This window comes from Spirochaetia bacterium (genome assembly GCA_022482625.1).
Taxonomy (GTDB): domain Bacteria; phylum Spirochaetota; class Spirochaetia; order Sphaerochaetales; family Sphaerochaetaceae; genus Pleomorphochaeta.
This window is the reverse complement of the sequence record JAKVOU010000001.1, coordinates 2,167,728-2,184,085: the sequence shown is the minus strand read 5'-3', so window position 1 is coordinate 2,184,085 and position 16,358 is coordinate 2,167,728. Positions and strand designations below refer to the sequence as shown.

General features: G+C 45.8%; 15 protein-coding genes. 5 read left to right on the top strand and 10 right to left on the bottom strand.

The features are described 5' to 3' along the window. Positions 1–116: 116 nt before the first annotated feature. Positions 117–803 carry a response regulator transcription factor gene (locus LKE40_09900; GenBank protein MCH3917755.1) on the top strand — a complete coding sequence of 229 codons (687 nt, stop codon included), beginning with the start codon at positions 117–119 and terminating at the stop codon, positions 801–803. Then, a complete protein-coding gene (locus tag LKE40_09895) occupies positions 800–2,617 on the top strand; it encodes an ATP-binding protein (GenBank protein ID MCH3917754.1) in 1,818 nt (605 codons plus the stop codon). Before LKE40_09900 ends, LKE40_09895 begins: the two co-directional genes overlap by 4 nt. Positions 2,618–2,639: 22 nt before the next feature. Here the strand turns inward: LKE40_09895 and LKE40_09890 are convergent, their stop codons facing one another. The 8 genes from LKE40_09890 to LKE40_09855 all read right to left on the bottom strand — a co-directional run bounded on the left by LKE40_09890 (position 2,640) and on the right by LKE40_09855 (position 9,947). Continuing rightward, complete coding sequence (locus LKE40_09890) at positions 2,640–3,314, bottom strand: fructose-6-phosphate aldolase (protein MCH3917753.1); 675 nt, start codon at positions 3,312–3,314, stop codon at positions 2,640–2,642. A 129-nt stretch (positions 3,315–3,443) separates the two neighbouring features. Beyond that, positions 3,444–4,112: a phosphate signaling complex protein PhoU gene (gene phoU / locus LKE40_09885; GenBank protein MCH3917752.1), complete on the bottom strand. Its 669-nt coding sequence runs from the start codon at positions 4,110–4,112 to the stop codon at positions 3,444–3,446. A 26-nt stretch (positions 4,113–4,138) separates the two neighbouring features. After that, positions 4,139–4,918, bottom strand: a complete 780-nt coding sequence (pstB, locus tag LKE40_09880; protein MCH3917751.1) for a phosphate ABC transporter ATP-binding protein PstB — start codon at positions 4,916–4,918, stop codon at positions 4,139–4,141. Next, positions 4,915–6,138 carry a phosphate ABC transporter permease PstA gene (gene pstA / locus LKE40_09875; protein MCH3917750.1) on the bottom strand — a complete coding sequence of 408 codons (1,224 nt, stop codon included), beginning with the start codon at positions 6,136–6,138 and terminating at the stop codon, positions 4,915–4,917. Before pstA ends, pstB begins: the two co-directional genes overlap by 4 nt. Then, positions 6,138–7,751: a transposase gene (locus LKE40_09870; GenBank protein ID MCH3917749.1), complete on the bottom strand. Its 1,614-nt coding sequence runs from the start codon at positions 7,749–7,751 to the stop codon at positions 6,138–6,140. Before LKE40_09870 ends, pstA begins: the two co-directional genes overlap by 1 nt. Before the next feature lie 112 nt (positions 7,752–7,863). Further along, a complete protein-coding gene (locus tag LKE40_09865) occupies positions 7,864–8,175 on the bottom strand; it encodes a hypothetical protein (GenBank protein MCH3917748.1) in 312 nt (103 codons plus the stop codon). 1 nt (position 8,176) lies between these two features. Then, the gene (gene pstC / locus LKE40_09860; protein MCH3917747.1) at positions 8,177–9,082 is read right to left on the bottom strand and encodes a phosphate ABC transporter permease subunit PstC; all 906 of its coding nucleotides are present in this window, start codon (positions 9,080–9,082) and stop codon (positions 8,177–8,179) included. A gap of 10 nt (positions 9,083–9,092) precedes the next feature. Then, positions 9,093–9,947, bottom strand: coding sequence for a phosphate ABC transporter substrate-binding protein (locus LKE40_09855; GenBank protein MCH3917746.1), 855 nt, complete (start codon positions 9,945–9,947; stop codon positions 9,093–9,095). Positions 9,948–10,186: 239 nt separating this feature from the next. Between LKE40_09855 and argR the strand changes: the two genes are divergently transcribed. Both argR and LKE40_09845 read left to right on the top strand, forming a co-directional pair. Next, on the top strand, positions 10,187–10,657 hold the full coding sequence (argR, locus tag LKE40_09850) for an arginine repressor (protein MCH3917745.1): 471 nt from the start codon (positions 10,187–10,189) through the stop codon (positions 10,655–10,657). 12 nt (positions 10,658–10,669) lie between these two features. Next, positions 10,670–12,244: a glucose-6-phosphate isomerase gene (locus tag LKE40_09845; GenBank protein MCH3917744.1), complete on the top strand. Its 1,575-nt coding sequence runs from the start codon at positions 10,670–10,672 to the stop codon at positions 12,242–12,244. 130 nt (positions 12,245–12,374) lie between these two features. Here LKE40_09845 and LKE40_09840 read toward each other — a convergent pair whose 3' ends face one another. Then, positions 12,375–12,920: a glutathione peroxidase gene (locus LKE40_09840; GenBank protein MCH3917743.1), complete on the bottom strand. Its 546-nt coding sequence runs from the start codon at positions 12,918–12,920 to the stop codon at positions 12,375–12,377. A 256-nt stretch (positions 12,921–13,176) separates the two neighbouring features. On the opposite strand from LKE40_09840, the gene LKE40_09835 reads away from it, so the two are divergent. Next, positions 13,177–14,439 (top strand): MATE family efflux transporter, encoded by a 1,263-nt coding sequence (locus LKE40_09835; protein MCH3917742.1) that lies wholly within the window; start codon positions 13,177–13,179, stop codon positions 14,437–14,439. Positions 14,440–14,982: 543 nt separating this feature from the next. Here LKE40_09835 and LKE40_09830 read toward each other — a convergent pair. Further along, a complete protein-coding gene (locus LKE40_09830; protein MCH3917741.1) occupies positions 14,983–16,347 on the bottom strand; it encodes an ATP-dependent 6-phosphofructokinase in 1,365 nt (454 codons plus the stop codon). Between the last annotated feature and the right edge of the window lie 11 nt (positions 16,348–16,358).

Here is a 16,358-nt window from a genome sequence, read left to right as displayed (position 1 = left end):
GGGAAGCTTCTGCTTCCCATTTTTTATGCTGAGAAAGTATTAGAAAAATGTTAATAACCAGATACTATGGACCAAAGCCCCTTGTCACTGATTCCGACTTGCTTCAGAATTGAACCATGAAGACCAGGATACTTGTCGTAGAAGATGAACTGGACATACAGGAACTCATTGCCTATCAACTGCAACAGGAAGGCTTCAAGGTCATACGGGCCAATGATGGAGAAGAAGCAATCGAGAAACTGAAGGAAAAGGAACCGGATTGCATGATCTTGGATCTGATGCTTCCCCGTCTCAATGGATTGGAAGTACTGAAGATTGCAAGGTATGAACTCGGCTATAAGGAACTGCCTATTCTCATAGCATCTGCACGTTCAGAAGAAAGTGACATCATCACTGGGTTGGAACTTGGCGCAGATGATTACCTGACAAAGCCTTTCAGTGCAAAAGTCCTCACAGCAAAGGTGAAGGCACGGCTGAGACATGAGAAGAAGAATGAAGACGGTCCATTGTCAAGGCAAGGTCTGACGATGGATCCCAGCAAACGGGAATGTACGTTCGAGGGAACTTCCCTTATACTTACTGCCTCAGAATTCAACTTGTTGCTATTGCTTTTCAGAAATGAGGGACGTGTCTTTACAAGGGACCAGCTGATCAGTTCGACAAAGGGTGAAGATTATCCCGCGACAGAACGTTCAATCGATGTACAGATCGCTTCTCTCAGGAAAAAGCTCGGTACATGTGGCAAACGGATACGTACAGTCTGGGGAATCGGCTACAAGTACAGCACGGAGGAAGAAACATGAAAGTAAAGAACCAACTTGTCCTGTTGGTATCTTTCTCCATGCTTCTGGTCCTGCTTGCCGGTATATTTACTTCCCGAGTTATTTTTTCGCGTACGCTCCGACAAAGCGAAACTGAACTGCTGATGGACCGATGCAAGCTGCTGGGAGAACCGGAGTTCTATGGGAACCGACAGCTGCTGGACCGTTTGGCAATTACACAGGACATCAGGATAACATTGATCAAGGAAGACGGTACCGTCGTATACGACAGCGAACACAATACCGAAACCATGGATAACCATTACTTCAGGCAAGAACTGAAGCAGACAAGGGAAAACGGAAGTGGGACAGCTGTCCGACAGAGTATTACTACAGGAAAAGAAACACTCTATTGTGCCATGCGGACATCCGATGGCTTATATTATATACGCGTGGCTGCACCTTATACATATTTTTCTTTGCTGAACAAGCAGTTCCTCTCCCTGCTTGTACCTTTGCTGCTCATGATCGGTATACTCGTATTCATAATCCTCTATATTGTCATACGTCATCTGCTCAATCCTGTAGAAGCTCTGGTAATTGCCGGAAGCAGGTATGCAACAGGAGATCTTGAATATCGTACCTACATTGACAAGCCGGAAGAATTCCATAAGTTGTCTGATACCATAAACCACATGGCAAACCAATTGCAGCAAACCATCTCAGGCATCTCAAACGAACGTAACAAGTATTCTTCCTTGCTTTCTTCCATGGACGAAGGAGTCCTTTTGCTTGACAAAGGAAAGAAAGTAATGATAAGCAACAGGGCAAGCAAGACACTCCTTGACCAGACAATTGAAATCGGCAGCAGGCTCATGGACATCTTCTCTGACCTTGAATTGGACGGATTGGTAGACAAGACATTGGCAGAAGGTACCTCATCACAATACGAACTGATATGCTGGGGTCCCTATAGGGGAGAAACTGCATTGCTGATGAGTGCCGGCAAGCAAAAGACCTTCAATCTGCATATTACGGCAATCAAGGATGAAAACCAGCAGGAAACAAACGGAGCAGTACTGACATTCAGGGATGTAACTGAACTCAAGCACCTGGAACAGGTACGTCAGGACTTTGTCAGCAATGTCTCACATGAGCTCAAGACCCCGTTGACTTCAATCAGTGGGTTTTCAGAAATACTTGACAATGGTGATCTTAAAAAACCTGAAATAAAACATTTTGCCGCAATTATCCACAGAAACACTATCCAGATGCAGACCATAATCGATGATCTGTTGACTCTGGCCTCCCTGGAAAAAGCAGAAATTGCTCCACCGATGCAAAAGGAGAAACTAAAAAAGCTTCTGGATGCCTGTATCGAAGGCGTCCGCTTCAAGGCCGAAACAAAGAAAATCACATTGACGTTGGATTGTCCTGACAAACTTGAACTTACCTGCAACCCGGGACTGCTCAAACAGGCAGTAATCAATTTGCTCGTCAATGCCATTGCCTATAGTGACAAACACACTGAAGTCATCCTTGCTGCCGAAGAAAAGCACTCCTACGTACGCATCTGGGTCAAGGATCATGGTATAGGCATCCCAAAACCAGAACAACAGAGAATATTCGAACGGTTCTACAGAGTAGACAAAGCCCGCAGTCGCAGTGCCGGCGGCACAGGACTGGGACTTTCCATCGTCAAGCATATTGCATTGATCCACAAAGGAACCATTGAAGTAGACAGTACCGAGGGATTGGGCTCTACCTTTACCCTTACGATTCCAAAAGAAAGTCCTTCGCTGAAGCAATTGGAAGAAAAAAGCAAGAAACTGTACGGAAAACAACAAAAGGTTTGAACCGATTGCACTATTGCAGCTGCTACATATCAGTCATTGACCTGTTTCCATAGACAGCTACCCAGTCCTTGTGGAAATCTTCTGCTGCTTTCTGTACCGAAGGCATGCATAATCCTCCGGCCAGCAACTTATAGCCCACCGTACAGGCCCTGGCACCGGCAGCATAAGCAGAAGTCACCTGGGCAATGTTATGGAAGCTTGCTGCCAGGATACTGCAGCTTCCATCGCTGGGAAGCACTTTACTGATATCATTGATTGCACGGTCGGGATCGACATCAATGTTCTTCATCCGGTTATAGTATACAGCCAAGTATTTCGCCCCTGAAATTGAAGCCATCATTCCCTGGAACGTAGAGTATATGGCCGTAGCCGTGACATTCACACCTTCCGGGGCAAGAATTTGGATGGCCTTCAGTCCCTCACTCGTCACAGGTACTTTGATATATGTCTGCTTTCCTACTTCACTGCGTATCTTCCCAGCTTCCTTCACCATCTCTTCACAGCTGTTCCCCACAACCTGGACATGCAGGCTGCGGGTATCTCCGATCAACTTCCTGATTCTGCACAGATGATCAAAGAAAGGCACCTTGCCTTCAGCTTTGAGTATAGTAGGATTTGTCGTCACACCGCTGACTGCAAAAGTTTCCAAACCGTCGGCAATATCTTCCAGATTTGCCGTATCAAGCAATAGTTCCATAGATATACTTTCACTCCTTTCATTCATTATATAGCCTTATAGGCAATTTTTGTTAAAAAAGAAGTTAAACTGATTTTACCGATTACTATTGCTCTCATGAGGCAAAATCAAACAAGGAATTCTATATTTTCAGTTCAGTTTCGGCTTGACGCCCTGATCCATATAGACGATCCAGGCACAGATGGTAGTCACATGGTCTCCAAGCCGTTCCAATTCCGTCACGATATAGTAGTATTCAAAAAGATTACGGGAAAAACGCTTGTCATCGCCTGGGTCTGCATCAAGTATCTTCTTCTTGATACTGGTCCTGTACGCATCGACCTTGTCATCCTGTCTCGCTACGTCCATAGCCATATCAGCATTGATGACCATCAAAGCCTCTACGGCTCCTCGAAACATCGCTACATCTGCCATTGCCATGTCAACGATATCTTTGACAATCTCGCATTCATATTTGTTCGTTCTGTCCTGGGTAGAGGCTATCTTGGCAAAGTGACCTGCATGGTCTCCCATGCGCTCAAGACTGGTAACAATCTTCAGCCCTGCTATTACCTGGCGCATGTAATGTCCGTAGGGAGCCTCGCTGATCAACAATCTGACAGCATCATTTTCTACCATCGTCCGCATCTGGTCTATGAAATAGTCATCTGCCAATACCCGTTCTGCAAGCTGCTGGTCATTATCCCTGACAGCGGCAGTAGCCTTTACCAATGATTCCTCGACTCTGTTGACCATCTGAAGCAGCAATTCCCTGAAGAACTCCAATTTCTCATCCAATTGATGTTTCTTGTCTGTCATGATATATATCTCTCCTCTTCCCTGAATCAACCGAACTTACCCGATATGTAATCCTCTGTCCGTTTGTCCTTCGGATTGAAGAAAATATCCTCGGTTTTCCCTGATTCCACCAAAAATCCACACTTCTTTTCATCAATGAGAAAAAATGCCGTCGTATCCGAGACCCTGGACGCCTGCTGCATGTTATGGGTAACTACAATGATGGTATACTTCTGCTTCAGTTCGACCATCAGCTCTTCTATTCTCGTCGTCGAAATAGGATCCAAGGCACTGGTAGGTTCATCCATCAGTATGACATCAGGATCAACAGCAAGTGTCCTTGCCATGCAGAGTCGTTGTTGCTGGCCTCCGGAAAGCCCGATACCACTTTGATTAAGACGATCCTTGACTTCATCCCAGAGTGCGGCCTGCCGCAAAGCCTTTTCTACTATCTCATCCATTTCACCTTTTGAATACCTCGCATGGAGCCGAGGTCCATACGCTACGTTGTCATAGATGCTCATAGGAAAAGGATTCGGGCTCTGGAACACCATACCGACTTTTCTTCTCAAGTCCAATGTATCCATTTCCTTGTAGATATCCTGTCCTCCATAGAGGATTTCCCCGGTAATCCTGACACCATCGATCAGGTCATTCATACGGTCAAGCGTCCTGAGAAAAGTTGATTTTCCACAGCCTGAAGGCCCGATGAATGCAGTGATCGTATTGGCTTTGATATCCATGGATACATCTTTAAGTGCATGTGTCTGCCCATACCAAAGATTCAGGCCGGACACATGGAACAAGGATTGCTGTACATCACTCATTTCTTCTTGTTTCCTCTCTGCATCAGCATCCTTGCCGATGTATTTATAAAAAGCACCAGGACAATCAGAACCAATGCCGAAGCAAAGGCATGGTCAATGGACTGGCCCTCCGTAATGGTAAGGTAGATATGCTGTGCAAGTACCCTAGCTGAGCTGTCCAACCCTGTTGCCACATCAGTGGAAGAACCGATGGTAAAGATCAGTGCCGCAGTTTCACCGACAGCCCTTCCGATAGCCAGGATGACACCTGTAGTGATGCCATTTGCCGCAGAAGGCAAGGTAATCTTCCATATGGTCTCAATCTTCGTGGCCCCAAGTCCCCTGCTTGCATTTTCAAGGGAAGGATTGACGCTTTTGATGGCTTCTTCACTTGTCCTGACTATCGTAGGAAGAATCATCAGGACAAGGGTCAGAACTCCGCTGATCAGCGAGAAACTCCAGCCAAGCAACTGCACGAACACCAGAAGGCCAAACAGTCCGAATATGATGGACGGTACACCGGCAAGAAGATCTATACCGGCCCTGATAATCTGTGTAAGCTTACCCCGCTTCGCATACTTTGCCAAATAGACAGCAGCAGCTACCCCAAGGGGAGCAGCAAAGAGCGTAGTCAGAATTACCATGAACACCGTGTTGATGATAATCGAGAGGATACCTCCGAACTTGCCCGATTCTTCCGTCTTGCTGGTAATGTATTCCCAGGTCAGATTCAAGCCCGTAACTTTATGCTGTATCTTCATCAATGAAAGCTTGAGTCCTCGGTCAATTGCCTGCTGATAGGCTTTTGCAGACATAAGGCAAGCCGAGCCCTTTGCTGCTGCCACGGCATAGGCGCCTGAACCAGAAGCCAGTACATGCAGAGGCAGGTCAGGACCTCCGAGCTGTTGCCAGGAAGTATAGCGGGATGCAGCAATATCCTCTGCCTGTTGCTGGGAAAGGCTACCGATGCTACGGTTGCCGAACAAGGCCGTTACCGACGGATTGATGGCAAGGACTTCATCACTGACTGCAACCTTTCTGAAATGCGAAGGTACACGGCCCTTTTGGGCTGTTATTACCAATGCTCCTTCATGGGAAGCCAAGTCCTTGACGTCTGCCAAGGAAGGAACAATGATGGCTCCTCCTGACTTGAGTCCCTTCTCCGTTATACCAAGATATGAAGCAAAAGAAGCCGCAGCGTCCTTTTCAACTATAACCCAAGATGCCCGAAATTGTAGCACTACATTTTTAACCCCAATGCTTCCTTGAACTTTCCTGAGTCAAGACTTGAGGGAACCTCAATCCCAAAGGCCCTGTAGCATTCCTTTACTTGCCTGTTCGGAGTTTCGACTATGACTGTTCCGTCTTGCTTTCTGAAGCACATCAGGGACTGTGTCCTGCCGATGATCTCCGGAAGCGGATGGCCGTCCCCATTCGCTTCCTTCCTGAACAGAAGCGTGATGATGAGGCAGATCATATCTGCAAGGATCTTGCCCCGTACCGTGCAGTCGGTCCACTTTGCAAGGGGAAGCAGCTTGAGATATGCCTTGGATGTCTTGAAGGCTCCTTCTATGTCGGCACGGTCAAAGTAGCGGGAAAGGATGTCCTTGGGAGCAGCCCGGTAGTTTGCAATGAGTACGAAATATCCGGATTTCACTGTCAGGAAGTCCTTGTCCCTGGCACTTAGCTTCCCGTATGCATCCTCATCCCTCAGGATGCCGTCACGGAATCCCATGAGCGCATTTTCCTTGTCGACGAACGGATAGAGGAACATATGCGCATCAAAGAGCCTGCTCTCCTCGCAGGTCCCGAAATAAGTATGCCTGTTGCGGACAAATGCATATTTGCCCTTTGGGATCTGTTCCTTGTGCCTCCAGTACAGTTCCTTGTATGGATATCCCTTCCTTGCCGGCATCCTCAGTATCAGGGACTTGTCCCCGCAGTCAGAAAACGCCCTTATGATTTCCTTTGATGCATATCCGGCATCAAGGGTGAGGGAACCGACGCTGATGCACAGGCTTGACTCCACGTCTTCCACGATGCCCATCACCGTGCTCACGTCAAGCAGGTTCCCCGGGATGATGTCGAACCATACCGGAAGGGAATGCCGTGCGTCCAGTACCAGGACAAGCCTCATCATGCAGGCGCTCCCATGTACCCCGTGGCTGCACAGTGCATCGAAGGGATTGTCCGCCATGCTGTTCGGCAGGGGGGTCGAATCCACATAGCACGCATTGCCGAAACCAGGATCCTTCATCTTCATGAAGGACACGAACCCCTTGAAGAATGCCATCTTCACACGGTCATCCCCCAGCAGGGAGAAGAAGCCCGAATCACAATGCAACGAGGCTGTCCCTATGTCATCAAGGAGGTAGGCTGCAAAGGACTTGTCCAGGAAGCTGTCACACGATATCGCACTTCCGTTCCTCAGTATCCCATGCAGGAGATGGGCATACACCCTCTGGAGGTCCTTTTTTTTCGTAAAGACGTCCTCCAGAAGCCCTGCCAGCCCCTGTTTCCTCAGAAACTCCAAAAGGAGATAGGCATCCCCGAAGACGGTGTGTACCTCCTTCTTCAGTTCCCCGTGCGACATGATCCTCCCGTCATCGTCATCAACGGGACTGAACTCATCCTTTTCCACATCATAGGAGACAAGGCCCCTGGTCGGAGAAACGAAGACCCCCCTTTTCTTTGCAGCATCAAGGAATATTATCTTCCCCAGCACCTCCCTTGAAATCTGCCTGGAATGATATTTCGCTCCGCGGACGTATGCGACGTCCTTGATCGAAGCCGAACCGGATATGAAATTGCCTGCGGCATCGCAACAAGTCTTCTGAGTTTTGATAAAAGCCATGTTCGCCTCTTAAGTAGTCTTTTATATCACTACATAATATACAGCGCATTACAACTTATATCAATAATTCAAAAGAAAATATTCAAACTATTTGGAATGTAGTACTACAAAATCATTCATCTAAGGCTATAAGTTCAAACATCTTGTTTACGGAAGTAAGGGAGCGTAAGGTAAGTATGTTTCCTTCGCCCATATTCCTGAGGGTAAACCAATCCAGTTCCCTGATGTGAGATTTTTTTGCCGCATAGACACCAAAAGGAAGATCCTGGTCAACCGTATTGAGTACGGTTCTTTCCTTTTGTGCACTGCTGTAGAAGCCCCTGAAGACAAGATAAGAAAGGATGACGACAAGAATGACTATGGCAGCAAATGCCAAGATATTTATTGTCCCCAAGGCAATCCTATTGGTTTTTCTTCTGTCCATATCAATTCTCCAACCGGGATCTGCGGGATATTTCCACAACCAAAGCATTCAGCAGCAGGATGAACAGGAAAAGAAGCATCGCCGTAGCAAACAAAGCTTCCATATGCACTCCAGTCGCATAGCTCATGTCCGTAATGATATTCATCGTCATTGTCCTGCCCATGTCCGTAGGTTTGATTGCAAATACAGGGGCATTGCCTCCGACCAGCAATACAGCAGTAGTCTCACCGATAGCCCTTCCCAGCCCCAACACAACAGATGAGACGATTCCACTCATAGCAGAAGGAAGGACAACCTTGTATATGGTCTGCCAGGGGGTAGCACCCATAGCCACTGAGGCCATCCTCAGGTCCTTGGAAACGGCCCTGATGGAAACTTCACTGAAGTTGATGATAGTCGGCAAGATCATGATAGCCAAGATAATACCGGCTGAAAGCAGGCTGTATCCGTTGCCTCCCAGCGTATTCCTGATTGCGGGGACAACAAGCGCGATGCCGAACAATCCATAGATGATGGAAGGAATGCCTGCCAAAAGCTCAATTGCACTGCGTAGGATTCCTGCGAACTTCCCTTTTGCAAACTCAGAAAGATAAATTGCACATGAAAGTGCAATAGGCAAGGAAAAAATCATAGCCAGGAATGTCACCTCAAAGCTTGCAATGATGAAAGAAGCAATCCCGTAATGGGGATTCGATGCCGACGGTGTCCATACAGTCGACAGGAAGAATTCAGAAGCGGGAACCTTTGAAAACATCGGCAGTCCCTGCTGGACGATAAACAAAGTAATAAGTACAACAGCAGCAATGGAAATCAAGGCAGCTGCCAGCAGGGCAACCCTGCTGACAGATTCCATGGCAGTTCTCAGACGTTTTGATTTCTGCAATCCCGTCTTCAAACCTGTGACCATTGTTTCACTCTCAGTTGAGTGGGATGAAGTCACTTTCTGCAACAATCTTCTGTCCTTTGCTACTCAGCAGGAAATCAATGAAGTCTTTCTCAACAGTACCGTCAACAGGCTTACCCATGGTAACCACGTACAGTGCACGGCTGATAGGATACTTTTTGTCAATGACATTCTGGGTATTCGGAGCAATGCCGTTGACAGTCAGAATTTTTCCGCCGGCATCGGTAACGATACTACCGAAAGCCATGCCGATGTAGCCGATTGAATTGGGAGTAGATGCAATCTTTGTAGCGACTTCTCCATTTTCCTTAGCTACGATGGCATCAGTAGTAGGTTCCTTTCCAGCAGCCTCGATGACGATCTCCTTGAAGGAACCATATGTACCGGAAGTCTCATCACGCACGATCAACTGGATCTTTGCATCCTTGCCACCGACTTCCTTCCAGTTGGTAATCTCCCCAGAGAAGATTCCGGCAAGCTGTGCCATGGTAAGGTTCGAAACAGCCACGGAAGAGTTGACCGCAACCGAAAGGCCATCAAGGGCAATGGTTGTCGGGACACAACCGGCATCAAGTTCTGACTGTTTCAATTCTCTGGAAGAACCTGCAAGTGAAAGAGTTCCGGCCAGCAGCTGCTTGATACCTACGGAAGACCCCAAGGTCTCATAGCTTATTTTCTTGCCTGGATTGAGGGATTCAAATACAGGGATTGCCGAATTGGCAATCGGAGCTACGGTCGATGACCCCCCGAAAGTATAGGTAGAAGTGGAAGCCGCCGGTTTTGCCGAAGATTCACTGGAGCCCTGAGCAAACACTGCTGAAGCAGCAAGCATTGCTGTCATGGCTACAACGATCAGTTTCTTATTCATATTGTTTCTCTCCTTGATAAGATAGCCTTACCTTACGGAAGAAGTATTAGCCGTTTACAAGAAAAGTATTAAAGAAGTATTAATTACCGTTTGGCAAGCCAAGAATATGAACTCATTTTTTCAATATACTTATACCTTGTTAAATGTACGATGTTACTGTATATTTATACAGTGTACATACAAAGCCATATTTGGACCGGACATGGAACTGATCCGATGTCCAGAGGGGAGCAGACATAATGAGAGAACGTCATACGCGACTGAACGTAGTCAAGGAAATGATAAAGAACAATAGGATAGACAACCAGGATACCCTATTGGAAATGCTGAAGAAGGAAGGCTATTCGGTTACCCAAGCAACGCTTTCCAGAGATCTCAAGATGCTGAAGGTAGGCAAGATATCCGATGGCTGGTCAGGTTACTACTATGCATTGCCAGAGAATGACATGGTAAGTGAATCAGAAAAAAGTTACATACAGGATGTCCGCCGTGGTATACTTTCCATTGAATTCAGCGGCAATTTCGGAGTCATCAAGACAAGACCTGGACATGCAAACAGCGTTGCAATTGCGCTGGATGTCTTGGCCTTGCCTGAAATATTGGGTACACTAGCCGGTGATGATACGATCTTCGTCATTCTTCGCGAAGGCATGACAAAGGAAGACCTTCAGGAAAGTTTCAAGACACGTATCCCTGAAATACAGGACTGACAGGAGAACAGAATGGAATTCCACAATCTTGATACACTTGCCTCTTTCGAGGCATTGAAGGCGCTTGCACCAGTCAGGCTCAAATCCTGCCTGGACAGCCGACGCATCAATTCATATAAAGCAACCGAAGGAGCCGGCATCATCTATGACTATGCCGCCATGCCGATCGATGAAAGGCACCTGGCAGTCTTCCAGGAGCTTGCACAGGAACAGCAACTCCTAGACAAATACAAAGCCATCCTTTCTGGGGAACGGATGAATACAGGCGAGAATCGCCTCGTGCTCCATCACCTTACCAGAGGACAGGTACTCGGTCCGGTCCATGCAGACGGAGAAGACAAGGGACAATTCTACAAAAGCCAGCTGGAAAAAATCAAACAGCTATCAGAAGACATAAGAAATGGCGAACTGGTAGGTTCTACGGGCAAATCTTTCAAGACTGTCGTTCAAATCGGTATCGGGGGCAGCGACCTGGGCCCAAGAGCCCTTTACCTGGCACTGAAAGGCTGGTGTGAAGGTCAGAAACGGCAGATGCTTGAAGCAAAATTCATCAGCAATGTCGATCCTGATGATGTTGCTGCAGTCATCAAGGACATGGATTTCGAAACGACACTTTTCATCCTTGTCTCAAAAAGCGGTACGACACAGGAAACCCTGACAAACAGGGATTTGGTCTTTGATGCATTGAAATCAACCAAAATCGAAGGATTTGATGCTTCGAAGCATATGATTGCCGTTACAAGCAAAACCAGCCCTCTGGCAAAAAGCAAAGATGTCCGCGATGCAGTCTTCATCGATGACTATATCGGAGGCCGCTACAGCTCTACAAGTGCCGTAGGTGGTACCATAATTTCCATTGCACTGGGATTCGATGTTTTCCAAGCCCTGCTTGAAGGAGCCCATGAAGCAGATATCAAAGCACTTGCCCCACAGGTGAAAGACAACCCTGCGATGCTGGATGCCTTTATAGGCATATATCTCAGGAATGTGATAGGTTATCCGACAACAGCCATCCTTCCCTATTCACAAGCATTGTCCCGTTTCCCTGCACATCTGCAGCAACTGGACATGGAAAGCAATGGAAAACATGTAAACCGTTTCGGGAAACCTGTAGCATATCCGACAGGACCGATTATTTTCGGAGAACCGGGAACCAATGGACAGCATTCTTTTTACCAGTTGCTGCATCAAGGAACAGACATCGTACCATTGCAGTTCATTGGCTTCAAGAATTGCCAATATGGCAAAGACATCAAAACAGCAGATTCATATAGCCAAACGAAACTCAATGCAAACCTTGCAGCGCAGATAGTTGCCTTTGCCTTAGGTAAGAATGATGACAATCCGAACAAACAGTTTGCCGGTGAACGTTGCTCATCACTATTGTATGCAAAGCAACTGACTCCGAAAGTCTTAGGAGCTCTTCTTGCACATTTTGAAAACAAGGTAATGTTCCAGGGCCTTATCTGGAATTTGAATTCCTTTGACCAGGAAGGAGTCCAACTTGGGAAAAAACTTGCAAAAAAAGTCCTTGCGGGCTGTGAAGGTAATGACATACTGAAGGCCTATGCAGATTTGTTAGGCTAAGCAATCACATCCTAAGGTAAACAGAAAGGCCGTTGTATATCAGATGCAACGGCCTTTCTGTTTCTGAAAAAGAACGCTCCATGCTTGGAGACATGGAGCGTCAGATAAATACAAGAGAGGTTGTTTTCTTCTACAGAAGTGCTTCGATATCCTTTTTCAGACCATCAAGACTTGCAGTAGGTTCATATCGTCTTACCAGATTTCCTTCCTTGTTAAAAAGGAACTTGGTAAAATTCCATTTGATCGTGCTCTTCTTATCATAATCCTTGTCAGCTTTTGACAGCATTTCAACCAGAATAGGAGCAATCTTATGGTTCATGTCAAAACCACCGAACTTGGTATTATGTACCAAATCCTTGTAAAGAGGATCAGCATTATCACCATTGACATCAATCTTTGCAAATTGGGGGAATTTCACTCCGAAACGGCCCGTGCAGAATTCATGGATTTCCTCTGCCGTACCAGGAGCCTGTCCTCCGAACTGGTTACATGGGAAATCAAGTATCTCAAGGCCTTTGTCATGCAAATCCTCATATATTGCTTCAAGCGGTGCATATTGGGGAGTAAAGCCACATTCTGTTGCTGTATTGATTACCAGTACTACTTTGCCCTTGTAAGCACTCAACGCTACATCCTGTCCTTTACGATCTTTTACTGTGTATTTGTAGAGATTCATTTGCACACTCCTTAATGAAATTCATTTTCATTAAGTACATGGTAACAACATTCTGCCGGTTAGTCAAGCATAACTGTTGTTTTTTCAAAATCCACATAGCAAAAACAGATGGTTTTCTTCAGCAATATTGCTTTTTCTTATACAAATGGACATGATAGCATTCATGCAAAGAAAAGATATTGATCTCTAGAAAGGCCTGCTGACTGAACCAGTCAGGCCCCTGATTATAAAACTCGCCATACCTACCATCATAAGCATGCTGGTATCAGCTTCGTACAACATGGTTGATGCTTTCTTCATCGGGAGAATCAATACCAGTGCAACTGCAGCAATCGGTATCGTCCTGCCACTCATGGGATTCATGCAGGCCTTGGGATTCACTTGTGGTCAAGGGACCGGAACCTATCTGTCCCAGAAACTAGGTGCAGGCAAACGAAAGGAAGCCGAACAAATGGCTTCGACCGGTTTCTATTTTTCTATCCTGCTTGGTCTCTTATTCATGGTCACAGGACTGGCCTTCCTCAATCCCTTGCTTGGTATCCTGGGAACAACGGAAACTATCCGTCCTTATGCACATGCATATGCTTCCATCATCCTTTTCGGCTTTCCCCGGATGATGAGTGCCTTGGTACTCAACAACCAGCTTCGGTATCAGGGCAGTGCTTTCTTTTCCATGGTAGGTATCGTATCAGGAGTCATCATCAATGTAATACTTGACCCTATCTTCATCTTTCCCCTACATATGGAAATCAAAGGAGCCGCCCTTGCGACCATCATCAGCCAGTTCGTTTCTTTCCTGTTGCTGTTGCATGGATGTACGATGCATGGAAACCTACGCCATCCACTTTTTGCCATAAAACTGAAAAATGGATATATATCCACTATGCTTGCGTTGGGTTCACCATCTTTTTTCAGGAATATGGTCGCCAGTATTTCAACCATCGTATTGAATTTCTGTGCAGGAAAATATGGAGATACGGCAATCGCAGCACTTTCCATCGATTCCAGGTTATCTTTTTTCGGAGTCTGCATCATCATAGGCCTAGGGCAAGGTTTTCAACCTGTATGTGGCTTTAACTATGGAGCAAAAAAATTCAAAAGGCTCTATGATGGCTATCAATTCTGTACAGCAGCAGGTGTAGTCGTCGGTTTGGTCATGATGACTTTCTGTTGGATATTTCCCAGGACTCTGGTGCAATTTTTCAGAAATGATCCTGACGTCATAAGGATCGGTGCCTATGCACTGAGGGCATTTTCACTTGCATTTCCTATTTTATCCTTCAATATCGTCAGTACCATGTTGCTCCAAGTCATCGGAAAAAGCCTTAAGGCCAGCATTGCCTCAATTGCCAGAATGGGACTATTTCTTATTCCCTTGCTGATAATCCTGACACATTTCCTTGGTCTACGGGGAATACAGATTGCTCAGCCTATTTCAGATTATGCTTCTACAATCTTAGCTTATATCCTGGTACTTCCGGAATTGAGTTACTTCAAGAAACAGACACAGATAACATAAACCAGACAGGCCATCTAGAGCAAAACATTGGCATTTTCTGCTTATAAAAAGTGCAATGCCATTGGTAGAATGTATCAAGCAGCCAAATAAAATCTTTTCTATTTGGTAGTTACTTCATGAACAATATAGAGAAAATAAGATAAAAAATGGCCAGCAGACTGCTGACCCATAAAATCCAGTTTCTTAAAAAAGAAAAAATGAAACCGAAAAAAATAATCCCCGGTAGGCCAAAAGGAGGTAAAAGCCTACCGAGGCAAAACAAAAGGAGGTTTGTAGAGTTTCAGTATTGTCTGTCTCTCTAACGTCTCAAAACATAATACAAACCAATTCAAACATCAAGTACTTTTTTTTAAAAAATAGAAAAATTTTTTTAGAAAAATTGTATATAATTTACATATAACATTATATTAAAAAGAATTACTTTATTATTTATTATGTTTTTAATTGGGTAAAAATGTATCGAGAGTACAACAGAAATCCTATTTGTACAAAAAACAAAGTCAAACCAATAAAAAGGCCCCGGTCAATCACCGGAGCCACACGTTAGAACTGATTGAGTTCACCATCATTTTTCATGCTGAAAGGCTGTCGGGTATTTTCCAAGACATCCCTCCAAAGGCTACCTTCTATATCCACATGATTACGTCTGCTCACCGCCTGCTTGATCGGAATATGAACAAATTTGTTGTTGATCTGGGAAATAAGGCATTGTGTCTTACCTGCCATCGCAGCATGGACGGCATGGGCTCCCAACCTTGCACAATAGATGGAATCAAAGGAATCTGCAGCTGCGCTACGGATGATGTATGAAGGATCTATATACTTGATGTTTACTTCAATTCCCTCAGCGACGAAGAAACGTTTGATTTCCGTTTTCAGGAACAGACCGATATCTCCATACTTTATGTTCCCTGATGCATCTTTTATCCCTGTCTTGGGAACCAGATCCTGTCCGGCACCTTCTGCAACAAGAATGACAGCATGCTTGCGGGTAAGGATCCTTTCCTTCAAATGTGCAAGAAGTCCATTGGGCCCTTCCAAATCAAACGGGTTTTCAGGAATCAGGCAGAAATTCACATCGGACTGTGCCAAGGATGTATTGGCTGCAATAAAGCCGCTTTCCCTACCCATTACTTTTACCAAACCAATACCATTGATTGAGTTCTTTGCCTCGACATGGGCACATCGGACACTGGGAACTGCGTTGGTAACGGCAGTATCGAAGCCAAAGGAGCTTTGAATGAAAGACAGGTCGTTGTCAATGGTCTTCGGTACACCGATGACAGCAATCTTGAGACCTCTTTTCTTGATTTCTTCGCCGATATCATAGGCTCCGCGAAGAGTTCCGTCTCCACCGATGGTAATCAGGATAGTGATATTGAGCCTCTCCAATGAGTCTACTATTTCATCAACGAGTTCTCCGCCACCGCGGGCAGAACCGAGTATCGTACCACCTTTTTCCTGAATATCATCCACGATATCAGGGTCAAGGGCAATCAACGGCCAAGGACTGTTCTCAAGCAGGCCACGATAGCCATACTGTACCCCGCTGATCCTACGTACCCCATATCGGTACCAGAAACAACGTACCACAGCCCTGATAACATTATTAAGTCCAGGACAAAGTCCTCCGCAGGTACAGATAGCCGCATGGACATGGGCAGGATTGAAATAAATCTTCTGACGGGGCCCAGCTTTTTCAACCGTATCATCAAACATCGGCAACCTATTCCCATTGGTGTCAAGAATAGTTTCGGTACTGAAATATAGGCGGTCATTATCACTCACGTAATTTGCCCGTCCCTCACCGGATATCTCACTCATTACAATCGGAGTGGGAATCTTTGCCTCACCTAGATCAGAAATATTAAAATCATATTTCTCTTCGGTCTTTTTGATTTTGCTCATGGATTCCTCCG